This window comes from Geodermatophilus marinus (assembly GCF_003428645.1).
Taxonomy (GTDB): domain Bacteria; phylum Actinomycetota; class Actinomycetes; order Mycobacteriales; family Geodermatophilaceae; genus Geodermatophilus.
The window spans coordinates 78,881-94,522 of the sequence record NZ_QVQH01000010.1; the positions used below are offsets into that span (position 1 = coordinate 78,881).

Sequence of the window (15,642 nt, forward strand, 5' to 3'; positions counted from 1 at the left end):
CCCGCCCCGAGGACGGGGTCGCGGGGTGGGCCGGCGCGGCCCGGCGCCGGGGAATGGCGCCCCTACCATCCTCGTTGTGCCGCCTGTGACCAGTGACCACCAGCCCACTCCCGGCCCCGCGGTGACCGCCGAGCACGCCGAGCCCGCGATCCCGCCCGCGGAGCACGACGGGGTCCGCGATCTGATCATCATCGGCTCGGGTCCGGCCGGCTACACCGCCGCCGTCTACGCCGCCCGCGCCAACCTGCACCCGCTCGTGTTCGAGGGCTCGCAGTTCGGCGGGGCGCTCATGACCACGACCGAGGTCGAGAACTTCCCCGGGTTCCCCGAGGGGGTCCAGGGCCCGCAGCTCATGGACGACATGCGCACCCAGGCCGAGCGCTTCGGCGCCGAGCTGGTCGCCCGCGACGTCACCGAGGTCGACCTGGCCGCGACCCCCAAGGTCGTCAAGGTCGGCGACGAGGTGCACCGGGCGCACGCCGTCATCGTCGCGACCGGGTCCAAGTACCGGTACCTCGGCCTGGACAACGAGGCGCGCCTGCTCGGCCGCGGTGTCTCGGCCTGCGCCACCTGCGACGGCTTCTTCTTCCGCGACCAGGACATCGTCGTGGTCGGCGGCGGCGACTCGGCGATGGAGGAGGCCACCTTCCTCACCCGCTTCGCCAAGAGCGTCACGGTCGTGCACCGGCGCCCGGAGCTGCGCGCGTCGAAGATCATGCAGAAGCGCGCCCAGGACAACGAGAAGATCCGCTGGGCACTGAACCGGACCGTCAGCGACGTCCTCGGCGAGGAGACCGTCGCCGGCGTCGAGCTGACCGACGTCGACTCCGGCGCCACGGAGACGCTCCCGGTCGCCGGCATGTTCGTCGCCATCGGCCACGACCCCCGCAGCGAGCTCTTCGCCGGCCAGCTGAAGCTGGACGACGAGGGCTACATCCAGGTCGAGCACCCGACGACGCGCACCAACATCGAGGGCGTCTTCGCCTGCGGCGACGTCGTCGACCACATCTACCGGCAGGCCATCACCTCGGCCGGGACCGGTGCCGCGGCGGCGATCGACGCCGAGCGCTGGCTGGCCGAGGCCTTCGGCGAGCGCTGAGCCCCCGGCGCGAGCGCTGAGCCCCGGCGGCAGCCGGGCCCCGAACGCGCGCCGACCCGGTGCCGGGTGCGCCGCGCGCCCGGTTCGGGGCTCCCCGGAGCGGGCACCCACGCCATCGGGCATAGCCGGCCGCCGCCGCTGGTTGTGCCCGGCGGACCCCCGACCACGAGAGGAAGACCATGGCAGGCAACACCAAGACGGTCACCGACGCCAGCTTCGCCGACGACGTGCTGGGCAGCGAGAAGCCCGTGCTCGTCGACTTCTGGGCCGAGTGGTGCGGACCGTGCAAGATGGTCGCCCCGGTGCTCGAGGAGATCGCCGCCGAGCACGCCGACAAGCTCACCGTCGCCAAGCTCAACATCGACGAGAACCCGCAGATCGCCCGTGACTACCAGGTCATGTCGATCCCGACGATGACGGTCTTCCAGGGCGGCAAGCCGGTCAAGAGCATCATCGGCGCCAAGCCGAAGGGCGCCATCCTCTCCGACCTCGCGGACTACCTGTAGGGGCCGCCTCCAGGGCCGCCCCGGCTCGGCGCCGGGGCGGCCCTGGCGCGTCCCGGGCCGCCCCGGTGCGCCGACACCCCCTCGGGGGGACCACAATCGACCGGGATGGGAACCGACAGCCGCATGCACCCGCTGCGCCCGGGGGACCGCGGCCCCGCCGTCGCCGACGTCCGGGCCGCCCTGCGGGCCCTGGAGCTCCTCCCGGCGGCCAACGGCGCCGGGCCCGGTGACCCCGGGGACCTCGAGCAGGCCGAGTACGACCGGGCCACCGAGCTCGCCGTCCGCCACTTCCAGCAGGTCCGCGGGCTCACCGTGGACGGCCTGGTGGGGGAGGAGACCTACCGGGCGCTGTCGGAGGCCCGGTGGTCCCTCGGCGACCGCCTGCTGCACCACGACCCCGAGCGCCCCACCCGCGGGGACGACGTCACGTCGCTGCAGGAGCGCCTGCACGAGCTCGGCTACGACGCCGGCCCCGTCGACGGGGTGTTCGGCGCCGACACCGAGCGCGGCCTGCGCGCCTTCCAGCGCGACTACGGGCTGACCTCCGACGGCACGTGCGGGCCGGCCACGTTCCGGGCGCTGCGCCAGCTGGGCCGCAAGGTCACCGGCGGCCGGCCGCAGCTGCTGCGGCAGAGCGCGGTGTTCGTCGAGAGCGGCCCGCACCTGATCGGACGCCGCATCGTCGTCGACCCCGGCCACGGCGGGCCGGACCCCGGCCACACCGTCGGCGAGACCACCGAGGCCGACCTGGTGCTCGATCTCGCCTCCCGCATCGAGGGGCGGCTGGCGGCCGCGGGCGCCACGGTGTACCTCACCCGCGGCCGCTCGCAGAACCCGACCGGCGAGGAGCGCACCGCCTTCGCCAACGACGCGCGGGCCGACCTCTTCCTCTCCCTGCACGTCGACGGGCACGCCTCCCAGCACGCCCGCGGGGTGGCGAGCTTCTACTACGGCACCGGGTCGGGGGCGTCCTCCACGGTGGGCGAGCAGTTCGCGAACCTGCTCCGCCGGGAGGTCGTGGCCCGCACCGGGCTGGTCGACCTGGGCTCGCACCCCAAGACGTGGCAGATGCTGCGGGCCTCGCGGATGCCCGCCGTGCGGCTGGACTGCGGGTACCTCAGCCATCCCGTCGACCGGCTGCTGCTGCTCGACGCCCGGCTGCGCAGCACGGTGGCCAGCGCCGTCCTGGCGGCCGTGCAGCGGCTGTTCCTGCCCGCCGAGGCCGACCCGCCGACGGGCACCTTCGTCCTCCCCGCGCGGGTCTAGCGGCCCCGCCCGGCCGGTGCGACGGGTGGGCGGGGCGCGAGTGACGGGTGGGGGCGGACCGGTCCGTCCGCCCGTGTCCCCCGCCCGGCCCGGCGGAGGGCCTCCCTACACTCGACGGGTGGCCTCTCTCCCGCCCGGCACCTCCCCGGGCCCCGGTGCGCACCCCCACCCGGCGCCGCGCCACCCGCGGCTCGACCCGCTGGCCGACCGGTACGCCGCACGCACCCACGGGATGAAGACCTCGGAGATCCGGGCGCTGTTCTCGGTGGTGAGCCGCCCCGAGGTCGTCTCGCTCGCCGGCGGCATGCCCGCGGTCACCGCCCTCCCGCTGGACGCCGTGGGCTCGATGATCGGGGAACTGGTCACGGGCATGGGCGCGCAGACGCTGCAGTACGGCTCGGGTCAGGGTGACCCGCGGCTGCGCGAGCGCATCTGCGACGTCATGGCGCTGGAGGGCATCACGGACGCCTCGCCGAGCGAGGTCGTCGTCACCGTCGGCTCGCAGCAGGGGCTGGACCTGGTGACCCGGGTGTTCTGCGACCCCGGTGACGTCATCCTCGCCGAGGGCCCCTCCTACGTCGGCGCGCTGGGCGTCTTCGAGGCCGCCCAGGCCCGGGTCCGGCACGTGACCATGGACGACGACGGCCTGGTGCCCGAGGCGCTGGAGCAGGCGCTGCTCGAGTGCCGCGCCGCCGGGGACCGCGTCAAGTTCCTCTACACGGTGCCCAACTTCCACAACCCGGCCGGCGTCACCCTCTCCGAACCGCGGCGCCAGGCGGTCATGGAGATCGCCGACCGGTACGACCTGCTCGTCATCGAGGACAACCCCTACGGCCTGCTCGGCTTCGACCGGGAGCCGATGCGGGCGCTGCGGGCGCGCGACGACCAGCGGGTCATCTACCTGGGCTCGTTCTCCAAGACCTTCTCGCCGGGCCTGCGGGTCGGCTGGGTGCTCGCCCCCCTCGCGGTGCGCGAGAAGCTGGTCCTGGCCACCGAGGCCCAGGTGCTCTGCCCGCCGTCGCTGACCCAGTACGCCGTGGCGCGCTACCTGGACACCCAGCCGTGGCGCGAGCAGATCAAGCTGTTCACCGAGCTCTACCGCGAGCGGCGCGACGCCACGCTGGAGTCGCTCGAGGCGCTCATGCCGGCGGGCACCACCTGGACCCACCCGGACGGCGGGTTCTACGTCTGGCTGAAGCTGCCGCACGGCCTGGACGCCAAGCTCATGCAGCCGCGGGCGGTCAACGCGCACGTCGCCTACGTCCCGGGCATCGGGTTCTACGCCGACGGCTCGGGCCGCGAGCACATGCGGCTGTCCTACTGCTACCCCGAGCCCGACCAGATCCGCGAGGGGGTGCGCCGGCTGGCCCGGGTCGTCGAGGCCGAGCTGGAGCTGCACGCCACCTTCGACGCCGTCGACACCGGCACCTTCCGGGCCGTCCGCGGGGGGACCCAGGTGCCGGGCGTGGACCCGTTCGTGGGACCCGCCAACAGCGACCGCTACGGGGACCGGGGATGAGCGAGCCCACCACCACACCTGCCGCGGCACCCGCCGCCGCGCCGCCGGACCGCGGGGACCCGCTGCGGGCGGTCGTCCTCGCCGGGGGCCTCACCTTCGAGCGGGAGGTCAGCCTCTCCTCGGGCACCCAGGTCTGGGAGGAGCTCAACCGGGTCGGCCTGGACGCCGAGCTGCGCGACGCCGACGCCGACCTGCTGCCCGGGCTGGCCGCCGCCCGCGCCGACGCGGTGTTCATCGCGCTGCACGGGGCGACGGGGGAGGACGGGTCGCTGCGGGCGGTGCTGGACCTCGCCGGCGTCCCCTACGTGGGCTCCCCGGCCGCGGCCTGCCGGCTGGCGTGGGACAAGCCCGCCGCGAAGGGCGTCGTCCGCTCCGCCGGCCTGACCACCCCCGACTGGGTGGCCCTGCCGCACAGCACGTTCCGCGAGCTCGGCGCCGGCGCGGTCCTCGACCTCATCGTGGCCCGGCTCGGGCTGCCGCTCATGGTCAAGCCCGCCTCCGGCGGGTCCGCGCTCGGCGCGCAGAAGGTCGCCCGTGTCGAGGACCTCCCCGCCGCGATGGTCAGCTGCTTCGCCTACGGCGACACCGTGCTCGTGGAGCGCTTCGTGGACGGCGTGGAGCTCGCCCTCGGCGTGGTGGACCTGGGGGAGGGGCCGCAGGCCCTGCCGGCCGTGGAGATCACGCCCGAGTCCGGCGTCTTCGACTACACCGCGCGGTACACCCCGGGCCTGACCGAGTACCACGCACCGGCGCGGGTGCCCGACGACGTCGCGGCCCGGGCCGCGGCGCTCGCCGTCGAGGTGCACCGGGTGCTCGGGCTGGCCGACCTGTCCCGCACCGACGCCATCGTCAGCCCGGACGGCGAGGTCCACTTCCTCGAGGTCAACGTCTCCCCGGGGCTGACGGAGACCTCGATGTACCCGATGGCCCTCGAGGCGGCCGGCCACTCGCTGGGCGACGTCCTCGCCCGGCTGCTCACCCGGCGGGCCGCCACGGCCCGCTGAGCGCCGACCCCGGCCGTGCCGGGGCCGCACGGGCGAGGAGGCCCGTTTCCGCTGTGACGGAAACGGGCCTCGTGTCGCGGGGACGGGCCGCTCAGCCCTCCGGGTGCCGCCCGGTGATGTCGGGGGCCATCTGGCCGATGATCCGCTGGAGGTCGTCGACGGAGCCGAACTCGACGACGATGCGCCCCTTGGCCCGGCCGATCTGGATCCGCACCTTGGTCTCGAAGGCGTCGGAGAGGCGGCCGGCGAGGTCCTCGACACCCGGGGCGTTGAACCGCCGCGGCCGGCGCTTGGCGGCCGGCTGCTCGGCGACGGCCAGCGCGACGGCCTCCTCGGTGGCCCGCACCGACATGCCCTCGGCGACGATCCGGGTGGCGAGCGCGTCCTGCGCCTCGGCGTCCGGCAGCCCGAGCAGCGCCCGGGCGTGCCCGGCCGAGATGACCCCGGCGGCCACCCGGGTCTGCACCTTCACCGGCAGCTTGAGCAGGCGGATGGTGTTGGTGACCTGCGAGCGGCTGCGCCCGATCCGCTGGGCGAGCTCCTCGTGGGTGGCGCCGAACTCCTCGAGCAGCTGCTGGTAGGCCGCCGCCTCCTCGAGCGGGTTGAGCTGGACGCGGTGGATGTTCTCCAGCAGCGCGTCCCGCAGCAGCGCGTCGTCGGTGGTGTCCCGGATGATGGCCGGCACGCTGTCCAGCTCGGCCGCCCGGGCGGCGCGCAGCCGCCGCTCGCCCATGATGAGCTCGTAGCCGCCGTCGGTCCGCTCGCGGACGACGATGGGCTGCAGCAGGCCGAACTCGCGGACCGAGTGGGTGAGCTCCTCGAGCGCCTCGTCGTCGAAGACCTGGCGCGGCTGCCGCGGGTTGGGGACGACGTCGGCGACGGCCACCTCGCGCAGCTGGGCACCGGGGACGCCGACGGCCGCCTCCTCGGCCTGCCGGGCCACCGTCGCCGCGGCCTGCGCGGCCGGGGGGAGCAGGTGGACGGGGGCCGCGGTCGGCTCGGCGGCCGCCGCCGTGCTGCCCGGGCCGGCCGGCTCCGGCGGGGTGCCGGGAGCCGGCTGCTCGGCCGGCGGGGCGCTGGTCGGGATCAGGGCCGCCAGTCCCCGGCCGAGACCGCCGCGCTTGGTCATGCTCGCTCCTCTGTGGTGCGGGACGGGGGAACCGGGACGGTGGCCGCGTCAGCGTCACCGAGGGCCAGGGACGCGGCCGGGGGTGCGGTCACCGCGGCCGGGCCCGACGGTGCCGGCAGCGGGGGGAGCGAGACGCCGCGCTCGGCGAGCTCGCGGGCCGCCTCGACGTAGCTGGTGGCACCCCGCGACCCCGGGTCGTAGGTGAGCACCGACTGCCCGTAGCCGGGCGCCTCCGAGACGCGGACGTTGCGGGGGATGACGGCGTCGAGCACCAGCGCGCCGAAGTGGTTGCGGACCTCCTCGGCGACCTGGTCGGCCAGCTTGGTCCGCCCGTCGTACATGGTCAGCAGGATGGTGCGGACGGCGATGCCCGGGTTGAGGTGCTGCCGGACCAGGTCGATGTTGTTGAGCAGCTGGCCCAGCCCCTCGAGCGCGTAGTACTCGCACTGGATGGGGATGAGCACCTCGTCCCCGGCCACCAGCGCGTTGAGGGTGAGCAGGCCGAGGGACGGCGGGCAGTCCACCAGCACGTAGTGCGGCCGGTCCTGCTCGGGGAGGGCGTGCAGGTAGGCCTCGATGGCCCGTCGCAGCCGGTACTCGCGGGCGACCACGGAGACCAGCTCGATCTCCGCGCCGGCCAGGTCGATGGTGGCCGGGACGCAGCGCAGCAGCGGGCTCGCCGAGGTCGGGTGGACCACCTCCGACAGCGAGCTGTCACCGACGAGGGCGTCGTAGATGGACGGCGTCCCGACGCTGTGCTCCACGCCCAGCGCGGTGCTGGCGTTGCCCTGGGGGTCGAGGTCGATGACCAGGGTCCGCAGGCCGTACAGCGAGAGCGCGACACCGAGGTTCACCGTGGACGTCGTCTTCCCGACGCCGCCCTTCTGGTTGGCGACGGAGATGACCCGGACCCGGCTCGGCGCGGGGAACGGCTCCTGGTCGGCGGCGTGCAGGACGCGGGTGGCCCGGAGCGCCTCCATGGCGATGGGGCTGTCGAAGTCGCCCGGTGTCGGACCGGCCACCCGCTCCCCGGCGGCGCTGTCGGCCGCGAGGCTGCTGCGCAGCCGCTGGCCCGGGTCGGTCATCCGGATCCCTCCCTGCCGATCCGTTTCACGTGGAACGGAGTCGAGCGACGCTGCTGTTCCACGTGGAACCGCGCTCACCGGCGTCCACGGGTCATGACCACCACGGTAGTGGCAGCCTCCCCGAGCTCCGCGCCGACAGCCCGCGCGGACACCCCACGCATGCCCGCCGCCTCCAGCTCGGGGAGCATCCCCGGCAGCTCCTCGACGGCGCGGGACCCGACCAGCGCGACCAGCAGGGTGCCCGGGGCCATGAGCCCGCGGCACCACCCGACCAGGCGTGGGAGCGCGGCGACCGCCCGGGCGGTCACGACGTCGACCGGGCCCACCGCGGCGCGCGTCGCCCGCTCCTCGGCGCGGCCGCGGACCACCCGCCAGGGGGTGCCGAGTTCCTCGACGACCTCCTCGAGGAACTCCACCCGCCGGGCCATCGGCTCCACCAGGGTGAGGGCGAGATCGGGCCGGGCCAGGCCCAGCGGGACGCCCGGCAGGCCGGCCCCGCTGCCGACGTCGACCACGCGCGCCCCCTGCGGCACCGCCTCGGCCACCGCGGCGCTGTTGAGGACGTGCCGCTCCCACAGCCGCGGCACCTCCCGCGGGCCGATCAGCCCGCGGGTGACGCCGTCCGTGGCCAGCCGCGCCACGTACCGCTCCACGCCGGTCAGGGCGGCCCCGAAGACCGCCCGGGCCTGCTCGGGGGCCGGCGGCACCTCGGGGGCGACGGGCGGGGTCACTTCTCCCGCAGGACCACGACGCGGCGGTTCGGCTCCTCGCCCTCGGACTCGCTGCGCACGCCCGCGACCCGTGCGATGACGTCGTGGACGACCTTGCGCTCGAACGGGTTCATCGGCGCGAGGCGCTCGGGCTGGCCGCTGGTGGCGACCCGCCGGGCGGTCTCGCCGGCCAGGGCGGTCAGGTCGGACCGGCGCCGGGCCCGGAAGCCGCCGACGTCGAGCATCAGCCGGCTGCGGACCCCGGTGGACTGGGCGACCGCGAGCCGGGTCAGCTCCTGCAGCGCCTCCAGGACGGCGCCGTCCGAGCCGACCAGGTCCCCCAGGTCGCCACCGACGATGGCCACGCTCGCCCGGTCGCCCTCGACGTCGAGGTCGATGTCGCCGTCCACGTCGAGGATGTCGAGCAGCCGCTCCAGGTAGTCACCGGCGACGTCGCCCTCGCGGACCAGCAGGTCGTCGGCCTCGTCCGCCCCACCCGCCTCGTCCGCGTCGTCGACGAGCGCGGCCGCGCCGTCCTCGTCGGGGTCGGGCAGGTCCGGCTGCGCGACCGGGCCGTCCTGCGGCACGGGGCTGAGCACGGCGCCCGAGGTGGCCTCGGCGGTGGCGGCGGTGTCGGTGGGGTGCTGCGGAGCACTCACGGGGGTCCTCCCAGATCGGTGAGGGGCGGCCGGGTTCTCCCGGTGGTCGGTGGGGCCGGCGCGCGCGCCGGTGCCGGTGGGGTGCTGGTCAGCGGCGCTTGCGCTTGCCCCGGTTGGCGGGGCCCTGACCGCCCCGGCCGGCGCCGCTGCGCGGCCGGTTCCCGCCGGTGCGGGGCGCGGGCGGCTGGCCGTTGGAGGCCGCCGTGGACCCGCCGGAGCCGGAGCCCGCGGGCGGCGTCGTGCCCTCCCCCTCGGCGGTGGCTGCGCCGGACCCGGCGTCGTCCTTGCCGAGGTCGACCGGCGGGGTCGCCGGGCGGCCGGGCTTGGGGCGGACCGGCTTGGCACCGGGCTTCGGCGCGAGCGTGCGGGGGTCGACGGCCGGCTTGTCGGCGGCCGCCTTCGCCTTGGCCGCGGGGGACCCGGGCGGGGGCATCTTGCGCAGGATGAAGAACTGCTGGCCCAGCGTCCACAGGTTGTTGGTGAACCAGTAGAGCAGGACGCCGATCGGGAAGAAGAAGCCCGTGACGAAGAGGCTGATGGGCATGCCGTAGAGCAGCAGCTTCTGCACCATCGCCGCCTGGCCCTCGACGGGGCCGGCCCGCTTCATGGTCTGCTTCTGGGTCACGTACGTCGTCGTGCACATGATCACGATGAGCACGAAGCCGACGACGCGGATGTTGAGCCAGCTCACGCCGTCGAGGGCGAGCAGCGCCTCGGCCTTCGGGCCGGTCATGAAGAACGAGGACGAGATCGGCGCACCGAACAGCGGCGCCCGCGCCGCCTCGTCGGTGAGCTCGTCGCTCCAGCCGTACAGCCCGGGAGCACCGGGCGCGAGCCGGCGCAGGACGTGGAACAGCGACAGGAAGATCGGGATCTGCGGCAGGATCGGCAGGCAGCCGGCCAGCGGGTTGACGCCGCGCTCCTTCTGCAGCGCCATCATCGCCTGGCTGAAACCCTGCTTGTCGCTGCCGTACTGCTTGCGCAGCTTCTGGATCTCCGGCTGGATCTCCTGCATCGCCCGCTGCGACTTGATCTGCTTGACGAACAGCGGGAACAGCAGGACCCGGATCGTCACCACCAGGAACACGATCGACAGCGCCCAGGCCAGGCCGGAGAGGCCGGTGCCCGCGGCGGGGTCCCCGAAGACGGTGTTCCACAGCGAGTGCCACCGGGCCATCACCCAGGAGATGGCGGTGTACAGCCAGTCAAGCAAGGCCAGCCTCCTGCTGGGCGGGCCGGCGGGGCGCCGGCTCGTGGTCTCGGTCGGTGCGCGCCGGCGGGACGGGGTCGAACCCGCCGGGGTGCCAGGGCGCGCACTTCAGCAGCCGGCGCAGCGCCAGCCATGTGCCGCGGGCCGCGCCGTGGACCTCGAGGGCCTCGACGGCGTAGGCGCTGCAGGTGGGGGCGAAGCGGCAGCGCGGGGGGAGCGCCGGGCTCACCGCCCGCTGGTAGAAGCGGACGGCGGCCAGCAGGGACCGCCGCACCGGGGTGCGGCCGGACGACCCTCGGGGCGAGCTCACCGGGGGGCCGGTCCAGGTGTGCCCGCGCGCGGCGCGAGGAGCCGGTCGAGGCCGGAGGCGAGGTCGCGGCGCAGCCGGGCGGAGTCCGCGCCGGCGGCCTCGGGGCGGGCGCGCACCACCAGGTCGGCCGTCCCGGGGAGCCGGTGCAGCTCCTCGCGCACGGCCGCGCGCAGGCGCCGGGTGACGCGGTGGCGGACCACCGAGTTGCCGACGGCCTTGCCCACCACGAAACCGGCCCGTGGGCCACCGGCTGCGCCGGCGGGGCCGGGCAGCGGCGTCACGGGCCGTTCGGGGAGGTAGTGGAGGACCATGGTCGGCCGTCCGGCGCGCCTACCGGACCGGACGACCGCGGTGAACTCCGGACGCCGGCGCAGGCGGGCCTGCGCGGGCAGCACCTCAGGCGGAGAGCTTCTCGCGGCCCTTGCGCCGACGGCCGGCGATGATCGCCCGGCCCGCGCGGGTGCGCATCCGCAGCCGGAAACCGTGGGTCTTGGACCGGCGGCGGTTGTTCGGCTGGAACGTGCGCTTGCTCACGAGGTACTCCCACTGACACGACGTCGACGGCGCGCACCGGCCGGCGGGCAGGCACGCGAGGGCCGCGGGTGGCGACGCTGTCTCGGGGTGACCGGCGCGTCGCGTCCGCGGAACTCCGACCAGCATAGCCGAACCGCGCCGCCCGGCGGCGGGCTCCGAGCCGACCCGGGCAGCCGACCCACCCCCGGGGTGCACCGCCCCCGGTGGTGGGGCCGACCGGAGCTGTCAGGACGCGCCGGTACCGGGGAGGCACCCCGCCCCCCCGGAGTTCACCGTGTCGTTGCCGGGCTGTGGACGAGGCTGTTAGCGTCGCCGTCGCCCGGCCCCGGAACCCCCGGTCCGGGACGGGCCGAACCGCCGGCTCGACCGACCGCCGCCGCATCGCCACGATCCCGCCCGAACCCGCCTCCCACCTGCGACGACGCACCCGTGCGGAGCGGCTCGCGGAGCTGTCGGGCCGTCGTGCGCGGGTCGTTCACAGCCTGTGGACAGCGATGTGGACGACCTGTGCCCAGACTCCCGCAGCGGGAGTCGGCGGCGGGCGCGAGGGCACGGCGCCGCGGCGGTGGCCGACGACACACGGGACAGGGAGGACGAGGCCATGGCCGATGCCACGGTGGAGCTGGCGACGGTCTGGGACTCGATCCGCGCGCGGCTGGCGACGAGCCTGTCCCCGCAGCAGAACGCGATGCTCAACCTCACCCGGCCGATCGGGTTGTTCGAGGACACCGCCGTCCTGGCCGCGCCCAACGAGTTCACCCAGACGGTGCTGGAGTCCCGGATGCGCCGGGTGCTCGCCGAGGCCCTGTCCGAGCAGCTGGGCCGCGACATCCGCGTGGCGGTGCAGCTGGAGGACGCCCCGGCCGAGCGGGCTCCCGAGCCGGAGCCCGAGCTGCCCACCCGCCGGCCGTGGGCCGCGGTCGAGGCGCAGCGCGCCGCCGAGGACCGGGAGTCGCAGGACCGCGCCGACGACGGGCGCAGCGCCTTCGGGGTGCGCACCGACGCCGCGCAGCTGGCCTGGGAGCGGGACCCGGCCCCGGCGCCCGAGCCCCCGGCCGACGCCGACGGGGAGCACTGGGCGGCGACCGACTGGAGCCCCGCCGGTCGGCGGGGCGGCCGCGGTCCCCGGCCGGCGCAGCGCGACTGGGGCGGGGCGCCCGAGGACGACGGCCCCGCCGTCCTCCCCTTCGACCTCGAGCCCCCGGCCGGCGCGCCCGCGCCGGCCCCGGCACGGGGGCGCCGCGGGGCCGCGGCCCGCGACGGCGACGCCGTGCCGCTGTTCGGTGACCGCCGCGGCCCGGCGGGCGCCGCCGACCCGGGGCTGAACCCGAAGTACGTCTTCGACAGCTTCGTCATCGGCAACAGCAACCGGTTCGCGCACGCCGCGGCCGTTGCCGTCGCCGAGGCGCCGGCCCGGGCCTACAACCCGCTGTTCGTCTACGGCGACTCGGGGCTGGGCAAGACGCACCTGCTGCACGCGATCGGGCACTACGCGGCGCGGATGTTCCCCAACGTCCGGGTGCGGTACGTGAGCACCGAGGAGTTCACCAACGAGTTCATCAACCTGGTGCACTCCGGCCGGGCCGAGGACTTCCGCCGCCGCTACCGGGACATCGACTTCCTGCTCATCGACGACATCCAGTTCCTGGAGCGTGCCGAGCGGACGCAGGAGGAGTTCTTCCACACGTTCAACACGCTGCACAACGCCAGCAAGCAGATCGTGATCACCTCTGACCGGGCGCCGAAGAAGCTCACCACGCTCGAGGACCGGCTGCGGACCCGCTTCGAGTGGGGCCTGATCACCGACGTCCAGGCGCCGGACCTCGAGACCCGCATCGCGATCCTGCGGAAGAAGGCCTACGGCGAGCGGCTGCAGGTGGCCGACGCGGTGCTGGAGTTCATCGCCAGCAAGGTGCAGACCAACATCCGCGAGCTCGAGGGCGCGCTGATCCGGGTGACCGCCTTCGCCAGCCTCAACAAGCAGCAGGTCGACCTCTCGCTGGCCGAGCTCGTGCTCAAGGACCTGATCAGCGACGAGCAGGGCCCGCAGATCACCGCGGCGATCATCATGGCCGCCACGGCCGAGTACTTCAGCGTGACCATGGAGGAGCTGCAGGGCTCCAACCGCAGCCGGACGCTGGTCAACGCCCGGCAGATCGCGATGTACCTGTGCCGGGAGCTGACCGAGCTGTCGCTGCCGCGCATCGGTGCCTCGTTCGGCGGCAAGGACCACACCACGGTCATGCACGCGGTCAAGAAGATCACCAACCTCATGAGCGAGCGGCGGGCCACCTACACGCAGGTCACCGAGCTCACCGCACGCATCAAGAGCCGCGCCCGGCAGTAGCCGTCGGTCGTCGTCCGGGTCGCACGGCGGCCGGGGCCGGCGGACGACGACTGTGTTCCCCGCAGTCGCGGCCCGCCCGGACGACGCGGTCCCCGCACCAGTGGCCGGTCGCTGCCACACAGCGACGGCACGTGGCCGCGGGTGGCTGCCCGCGAGGAGCGGGGCCCGCAGGGTCCCCGACGAGCGGAGCGAGCGCACCGCTCAGCGCCGGCCGGGGACGGCACCTGGCCGCGGGTGGCTGCCCGCGAGGAGCGGGGCCCGCAGGGTCCCCGACGAGCGGAGCGAGCGCACCGCTCAGCGCCGGCCGGGGACGGCACCTGGCCGCGGGTGGAGGCCGGTAGGCCGACGGTGGACACGGCGACCACGGCACAGCGGTCGACGCAGCGCAGTCGACTTCTCCACACCTGTGGGAAACCGTGTGCACGGCGTCCGCCCACGTCCCGGCCGCGCAGACCGCGCCGACCGTCTCCCCGGGGGTCGACAGGTCGAGGAGTTGTCCCCAGGGATGTGCACACCCTGGGGGAATCCCGTACGTGCGACCTCACGCGCCGTCACCGACCGGCCGATCGTCCCCTGCACCGCCCCGATCGGCCGCCGCACGCGGCTGACCTGCACGTTCGCCGCCGACCGGTCTCCGCGCCCCGCACGCGCCCCCACCGCCGTGCACAACACCTGGGGACGGACCGGGGAACGACCAGGGGACGGCGGGTGGACGACGGGGGGCCGACGTGGACGACCATCGAGATGTCCACGTGTCGACAACAGGCGGACGCCGGCCACCCACAGCGCACCAACATGTCGACTTCGGGGCTGACCAGCGCGAACGGCCCCGATCCCCAGGATCCACACCGGTGATGACGAGGATGAGGGAGAGAGATCGAGGATTTCTCGAACCACACTCTGGGTGGGGAAGCAGGGTCGAGAGGGGCTCCCGGGCACCTGGAAGAGGCAGCGGTTACCCACCTGTCCCCACCGCACGGCACGATGAACACCGCAGTGGAAGCGGTCCGACACGAGCAGGGGTGGGTCAGGTCATGAAGTTCCGGGTGGCACGTGAGGTGCTCAGCGATGCCGTCGCCTGGACGGCCCGCAGCCTGCCGCCGCGGCCGTCGGTGCCGGTCCTGGCCGGGATCCTGCTCGACGTCGACGGCAGCCAGCTGTCCGTGTCGGGGTTCGACTACGAGGTCTCGGCGCGCGCGGAGGTCGACGTCCAGGCCTCCGAGGGCGGCCGGGCGCTCGTCCCCGGGCGCCTCCTGGCCGAGATCACCCGGGCCCTGCCGCCGCACCCGGTCGACATCACCGCCGAGGGCCCGCGGCTGGCCATCTCCTGCGGCAACGCCCGGTTCAGCCTGCCCACGCTGCCGGTGGAGGACTACCCGTCGCTGCCGGCGATGCCCTCGTCGGCCGGGGTGGTCGACAGCGACGTGTTCGCCGAGGCGGTCGGCCAGGTCGCCGTGGCCGCGGGGCGGGACGACACCCTGCCCATGCTCACGGGCGTCCGGTTGGAGATCGAGGACGACCTGGTGACCCTCGCCGCCACCGATCGCTACCGCCTCGCGGTGCGCGAGTTCGCCTGGCGGCCGGAGACCCCGGGCCTGTCGGCGGCCGTGCTGGTGCCGGCGCGCACCCTCGCCGACGCCGCCCGGACCCTCACCAGCGGCCCGGAGATCGTGCTGTCGCTGTCCTCGGGGGGCTCCGGCGAGGGCATCCTGGGCCTGTCCGGCAAGGACCGGCAGACCACCACCCGGCTGCTGGACGCCGAGTTCGTGAAGTACCGGGCGATCATGCCGAGCGAGTCGAACGCGCACGCCGTCCTGCCGGTGGGGCTGTTCACCGACGCGGCCAAGCGCGTGGCCCTCGTCGCCGAGCGGGGCACCCCGCTGCGCTGCGAGTTCACCCCGGGCCAGGTCACCCTCCGCGCCGGCGGCACCGATGACGAGGGGCAGGCCGAGGAGCGCTGCGACGTCGAGTTCGAGGGTGACCCGCTGACCATCGGCTTCAACCCGACGTTCCTGCTCGACGGGCTGGCCGCGGTGCACACCGCCCGGGCGCGGATGGACTTCACCAGCCCGCTCAAACCGGCCGTGCTCTCCGGTGTGGAGGAGCCGGCCGCCGACGACGAGGCCGCCGCGGCCAGGCCGGCCGAGCGGCCCGGCAGCTACCGCTACCTGATCATGCCGGTGCGCCTGCCGGGCTGAGAGGGGCCCTCCTGCCCCCACCGCTCGCACGCTCGCGCCGGGCCCTGCAGGAGGGCCGCAGCGGGG

The 15,642-nt window shown here is 75.0% G+C and carries 15 protein-coding genes; 7 read left to right on the top strand and 8 right to left on the bottom strand.

Translation table 11 applies throughout. The features are described from left to right. Positions 1 to 85 precede the first annotated feature (85 nt). From trxB to D0Z06_RS13095, 5 genes are all read left to right on the top strand, one after another. Complete coding sequence (gene trxB / locus D0Z06_RS13075; RefSeq protein WP_233517655.1) at positions 86 to 1,099, top strand: thioredoxin-disulfide reductase; 1,014 nt, start codon at positions 86 to 88, stop codon at positions 1,097 to 1,099. 179 nt (positions 1,100 to 1,278) lie between these two features. Continuing rightward, complete coding sequence (gene trxA, locus D0Z06_RS13080; protein WP_117377874.1) at positions 1,279 to 1,605, top strand: thioredoxin; 327 nt, start codon at positions 1,279 to 1,281, stop codon at positions 1,603 to 1,605. Between the two features lie 105 nt (positions 1,606 to 1,710). Further along, entirely contained in the window at positions 1,711 to 2,871 is a 1,161-nt protein-coding gene (locus D0Z06_RS13085; RefSeq protein ID WP_233517656.1) for an N-acetylmuramoyl-L-alanine amidase, read from the top strand. Between the two features lie 118 nt (positions 2,872 to 2,989). Next, positions 2,990 to 4,390, top strand: a complete 1,401-nt coding sequence (locus D0Z06_RS13090; RefSeq protein ID WP_233517657.1) for an aminotransferase-like domain-containing protein — start codon at positions 2,990 to 2,992, stop codon at positions 4,388 to 4,390. Further along, the gene (locus D0Z06_RS13095) at positions 4,387 to 5,394 is read left to right on the top strand and encodes a D-alanine--D-alanine ligase family protein (protein WP_117377876.1); all 1,008 of its coding nucleotides are present in this window, start codon (positions 4,387 to 4,389) and stop codon (positions 5,392 to 5,394) included. The genes D0Z06_RS13090 and D0Z06_RS13095 overlap by 4 nt, the downstream gene beginning before the upstream one ends. Before the next feature lie 91 nt (positions 5,395 to 5,485). Here the strand turns inward: D0Z06_RS13095 and D0Z06_RS13100 are convergent, their stop codons facing one another. The 8 genes from D0Z06_RS13100 to rpmH all read right to left on the bottom strand — a co-directional run bounded on the left by D0Z06_RS13100 (position 5,486) and on the right by rpmH (position 11,031). Next, on the bottom strand, positions 5,486 to 6,523 hold the full coding sequence (locus D0Z06_RS13100; protein WP_117377877.1) for a ParB/RepB/Spo0J family partition protein: 1,038 nt from the start codon (positions 6,521 to 6,523) through the stop codon (positions 5,486 to 5,488). After that, positions 6,520 to 7,608 carry a ParA family protein gene (locus D0Z06_RS13105; RefSeq protein ID WP_117377878.1) on the bottom strand — a complete coding sequence of 363 codons (1,089 nt, stop codon included), beginning with the start codon at positions 7,606 to 7,608 and terminating at the stop codon, positions 6,520 to 6,522. The genes D0Z06_RS13100 and D0Z06_RS13105 overlap by 4 nt, the downstream gene beginning before the upstream one ends. A gap of 74 nt (positions 7,609 to 7,682) precedes the next feature. Then, positions 7,683 to 8,339 carry a 16S rRNA (guanine(527)-N(7))-methyltransferase RsmG gene (gene rsmG / locus D0Z06_RS13110; RefSeq protein WP_117377879.1) on the bottom strand — a complete coding sequence of 219 codons (657 nt, stop codon included), beginning with the start codon at positions 8,337 to 8,339 and terminating at the stop codon, positions 7,683 to 7,685. Beyond that, complete coding sequence (locus D0Z06_RS13115; RefSeq protein ID WP_117377880.1) at positions 8,336 to 8,977, bottom strand: Jag family protein; 642 nt, start codon at positions 8,975 to 8,977, stop codon at positions 8,336 to 8,338. The genes rsmG and D0Z06_RS13115 overlap by 4 nt, the downstream gene beginning before the upstream one ends. 88 nt (positions 8,978 to 9,065) lie before the next feature. Continuing rightward, positions 9,066 to 10,190 (bottom strand): membrane protein insertase YidC, encoded by a 1,125-nt coding sequence (gene yidC / locus D0Z06_RS13120; RefSeq protein WP_199522297.1) that lies wholly within the window; start codon positions 10,188 to 10,190, stop codon positions 9,066 to 9,068. Beyond that, positions 10,183 to 10,497, bottom strand: coding sequence for a membrane protein insertion efficiency factor YidD (yidD, locus tag D0Z06_RS13125; RefSeq protein WP_117377882.1), 315 nt, complete (start codon positions 10,495 to 10,497; stop codon positions 10,183 to 10,185). Before yidD ends, yidC begins: the two co-directional genes overlap by 8 nt. Beyond that, on the bottom strand, positions 10,494 to 10,892 hold the full coding sequence (gene rnpA, locus D0Z06_RS13130; protein WP_117377883.1) for a ribonuclease P protein component: 399 nt from the start codon (positions 10,890 to 10,892) through the stop codon (positions 10,494 to 10,496). The genes yidD and rnpA overlap by 4 nt, the downstream gene beginning before the upstream one ends. A 1-nt stretch (position 10,893) precedes the next feature. Beyond that, the gene (gene rpmH / locus D0Z06_RS13135; protein WP_089305879.1) at positions 10,894 to 11,031 is read right to left on the bottom strand and encodes a 50S ribosomal protein L34; all 138 of its coding nucleotides are present in this window, start codon (positions 11,029 to 11,031) and stop codon (positions 10,894 to 10,896) included. 601 nt (positions 11,032 to 11,632) lie between these two features. On the opposite strand from rpmH, the gene dnaA reads away from it, so the two are divergent. Both dnaA and dnaN read left to right on the top strand, forming a co-directional pair. Then, complete coding sequence (gene dnaA, locus D0Z06_RS13140) at positions 11,633 to 13,378, top strand: chromosomal replication initiator protein DnaA (RefSeq protein WP_117377884.1); 1,746 nt, start codon at positions 11,633 to 11,635, stop codon at positions 13,376 to 13,378. A 1,034-nt stretch (positions 13,379 to 14,412) separates the two neighbouring features. Then, positions 14,413 to 15,576: a DNA polymerase III subunit beta gene (gene dnaN, locus D0Z06_RS13145; RefSeq protein WP_117377950.1), complete on the top strand. Its 1,164-nt coding sequence runs from the start codon at positions 14,413 to 14,415 to the stop codon at positions 15,574 to 15,576. Positions 15,577 to 15,642: the final 66 nt, after the last annotated feature.

Coding starts and splice junctions, on each gene's coding strand:
- trxA (WP_117377874.1), top strand. CDS start 1,279: ATGGCAGGCAACACCAAGACGGTCACCGACGCCAGCTTCGCCGACGAC.
- D0Z06_RS13085 (WP_233517656.1), top strand. CDS start 1,711: ATGGGAACCGACAGCCGCATGCACCCGCTGCGCCCGGGGGACCGCGGC.
- D0Z06_RS13095 (WP_117377876.1), top strand. CDS start 4,387: ATGAGCGAGCCCACCACCACACCTGCCGCGGCACCCGCCGCCGCGCCG.
- D0Z06_RS13100 (WP_117377877.1), bottom strand. CDS start 6,523: ATGACCAAGCGCGGCGGTCTCGGCCGGGGACTGGCGGCCCTGATCCCG.
- D0Z06_RS13105 (WP_117377878.1), bottom strand. CDS start 7,608: ATGACCGACCCGGGCCAGCGGCTGCGCAGCAGCCTCGCGGCCGACAGC.
- dnaA (WP_117377884.1), top strand. CDS start 11,633: ATGGCCGATGCCACGGTGGAGCTGGCGACGGTCTGGGACTCGATCCGC.
- dnaN (WP_117377950.1), top strand. CDS start 14,413: ATGAAGTTCCGGGTGGCACGTGAGGTGCTCAGCGATGCCGTCGCCTGG.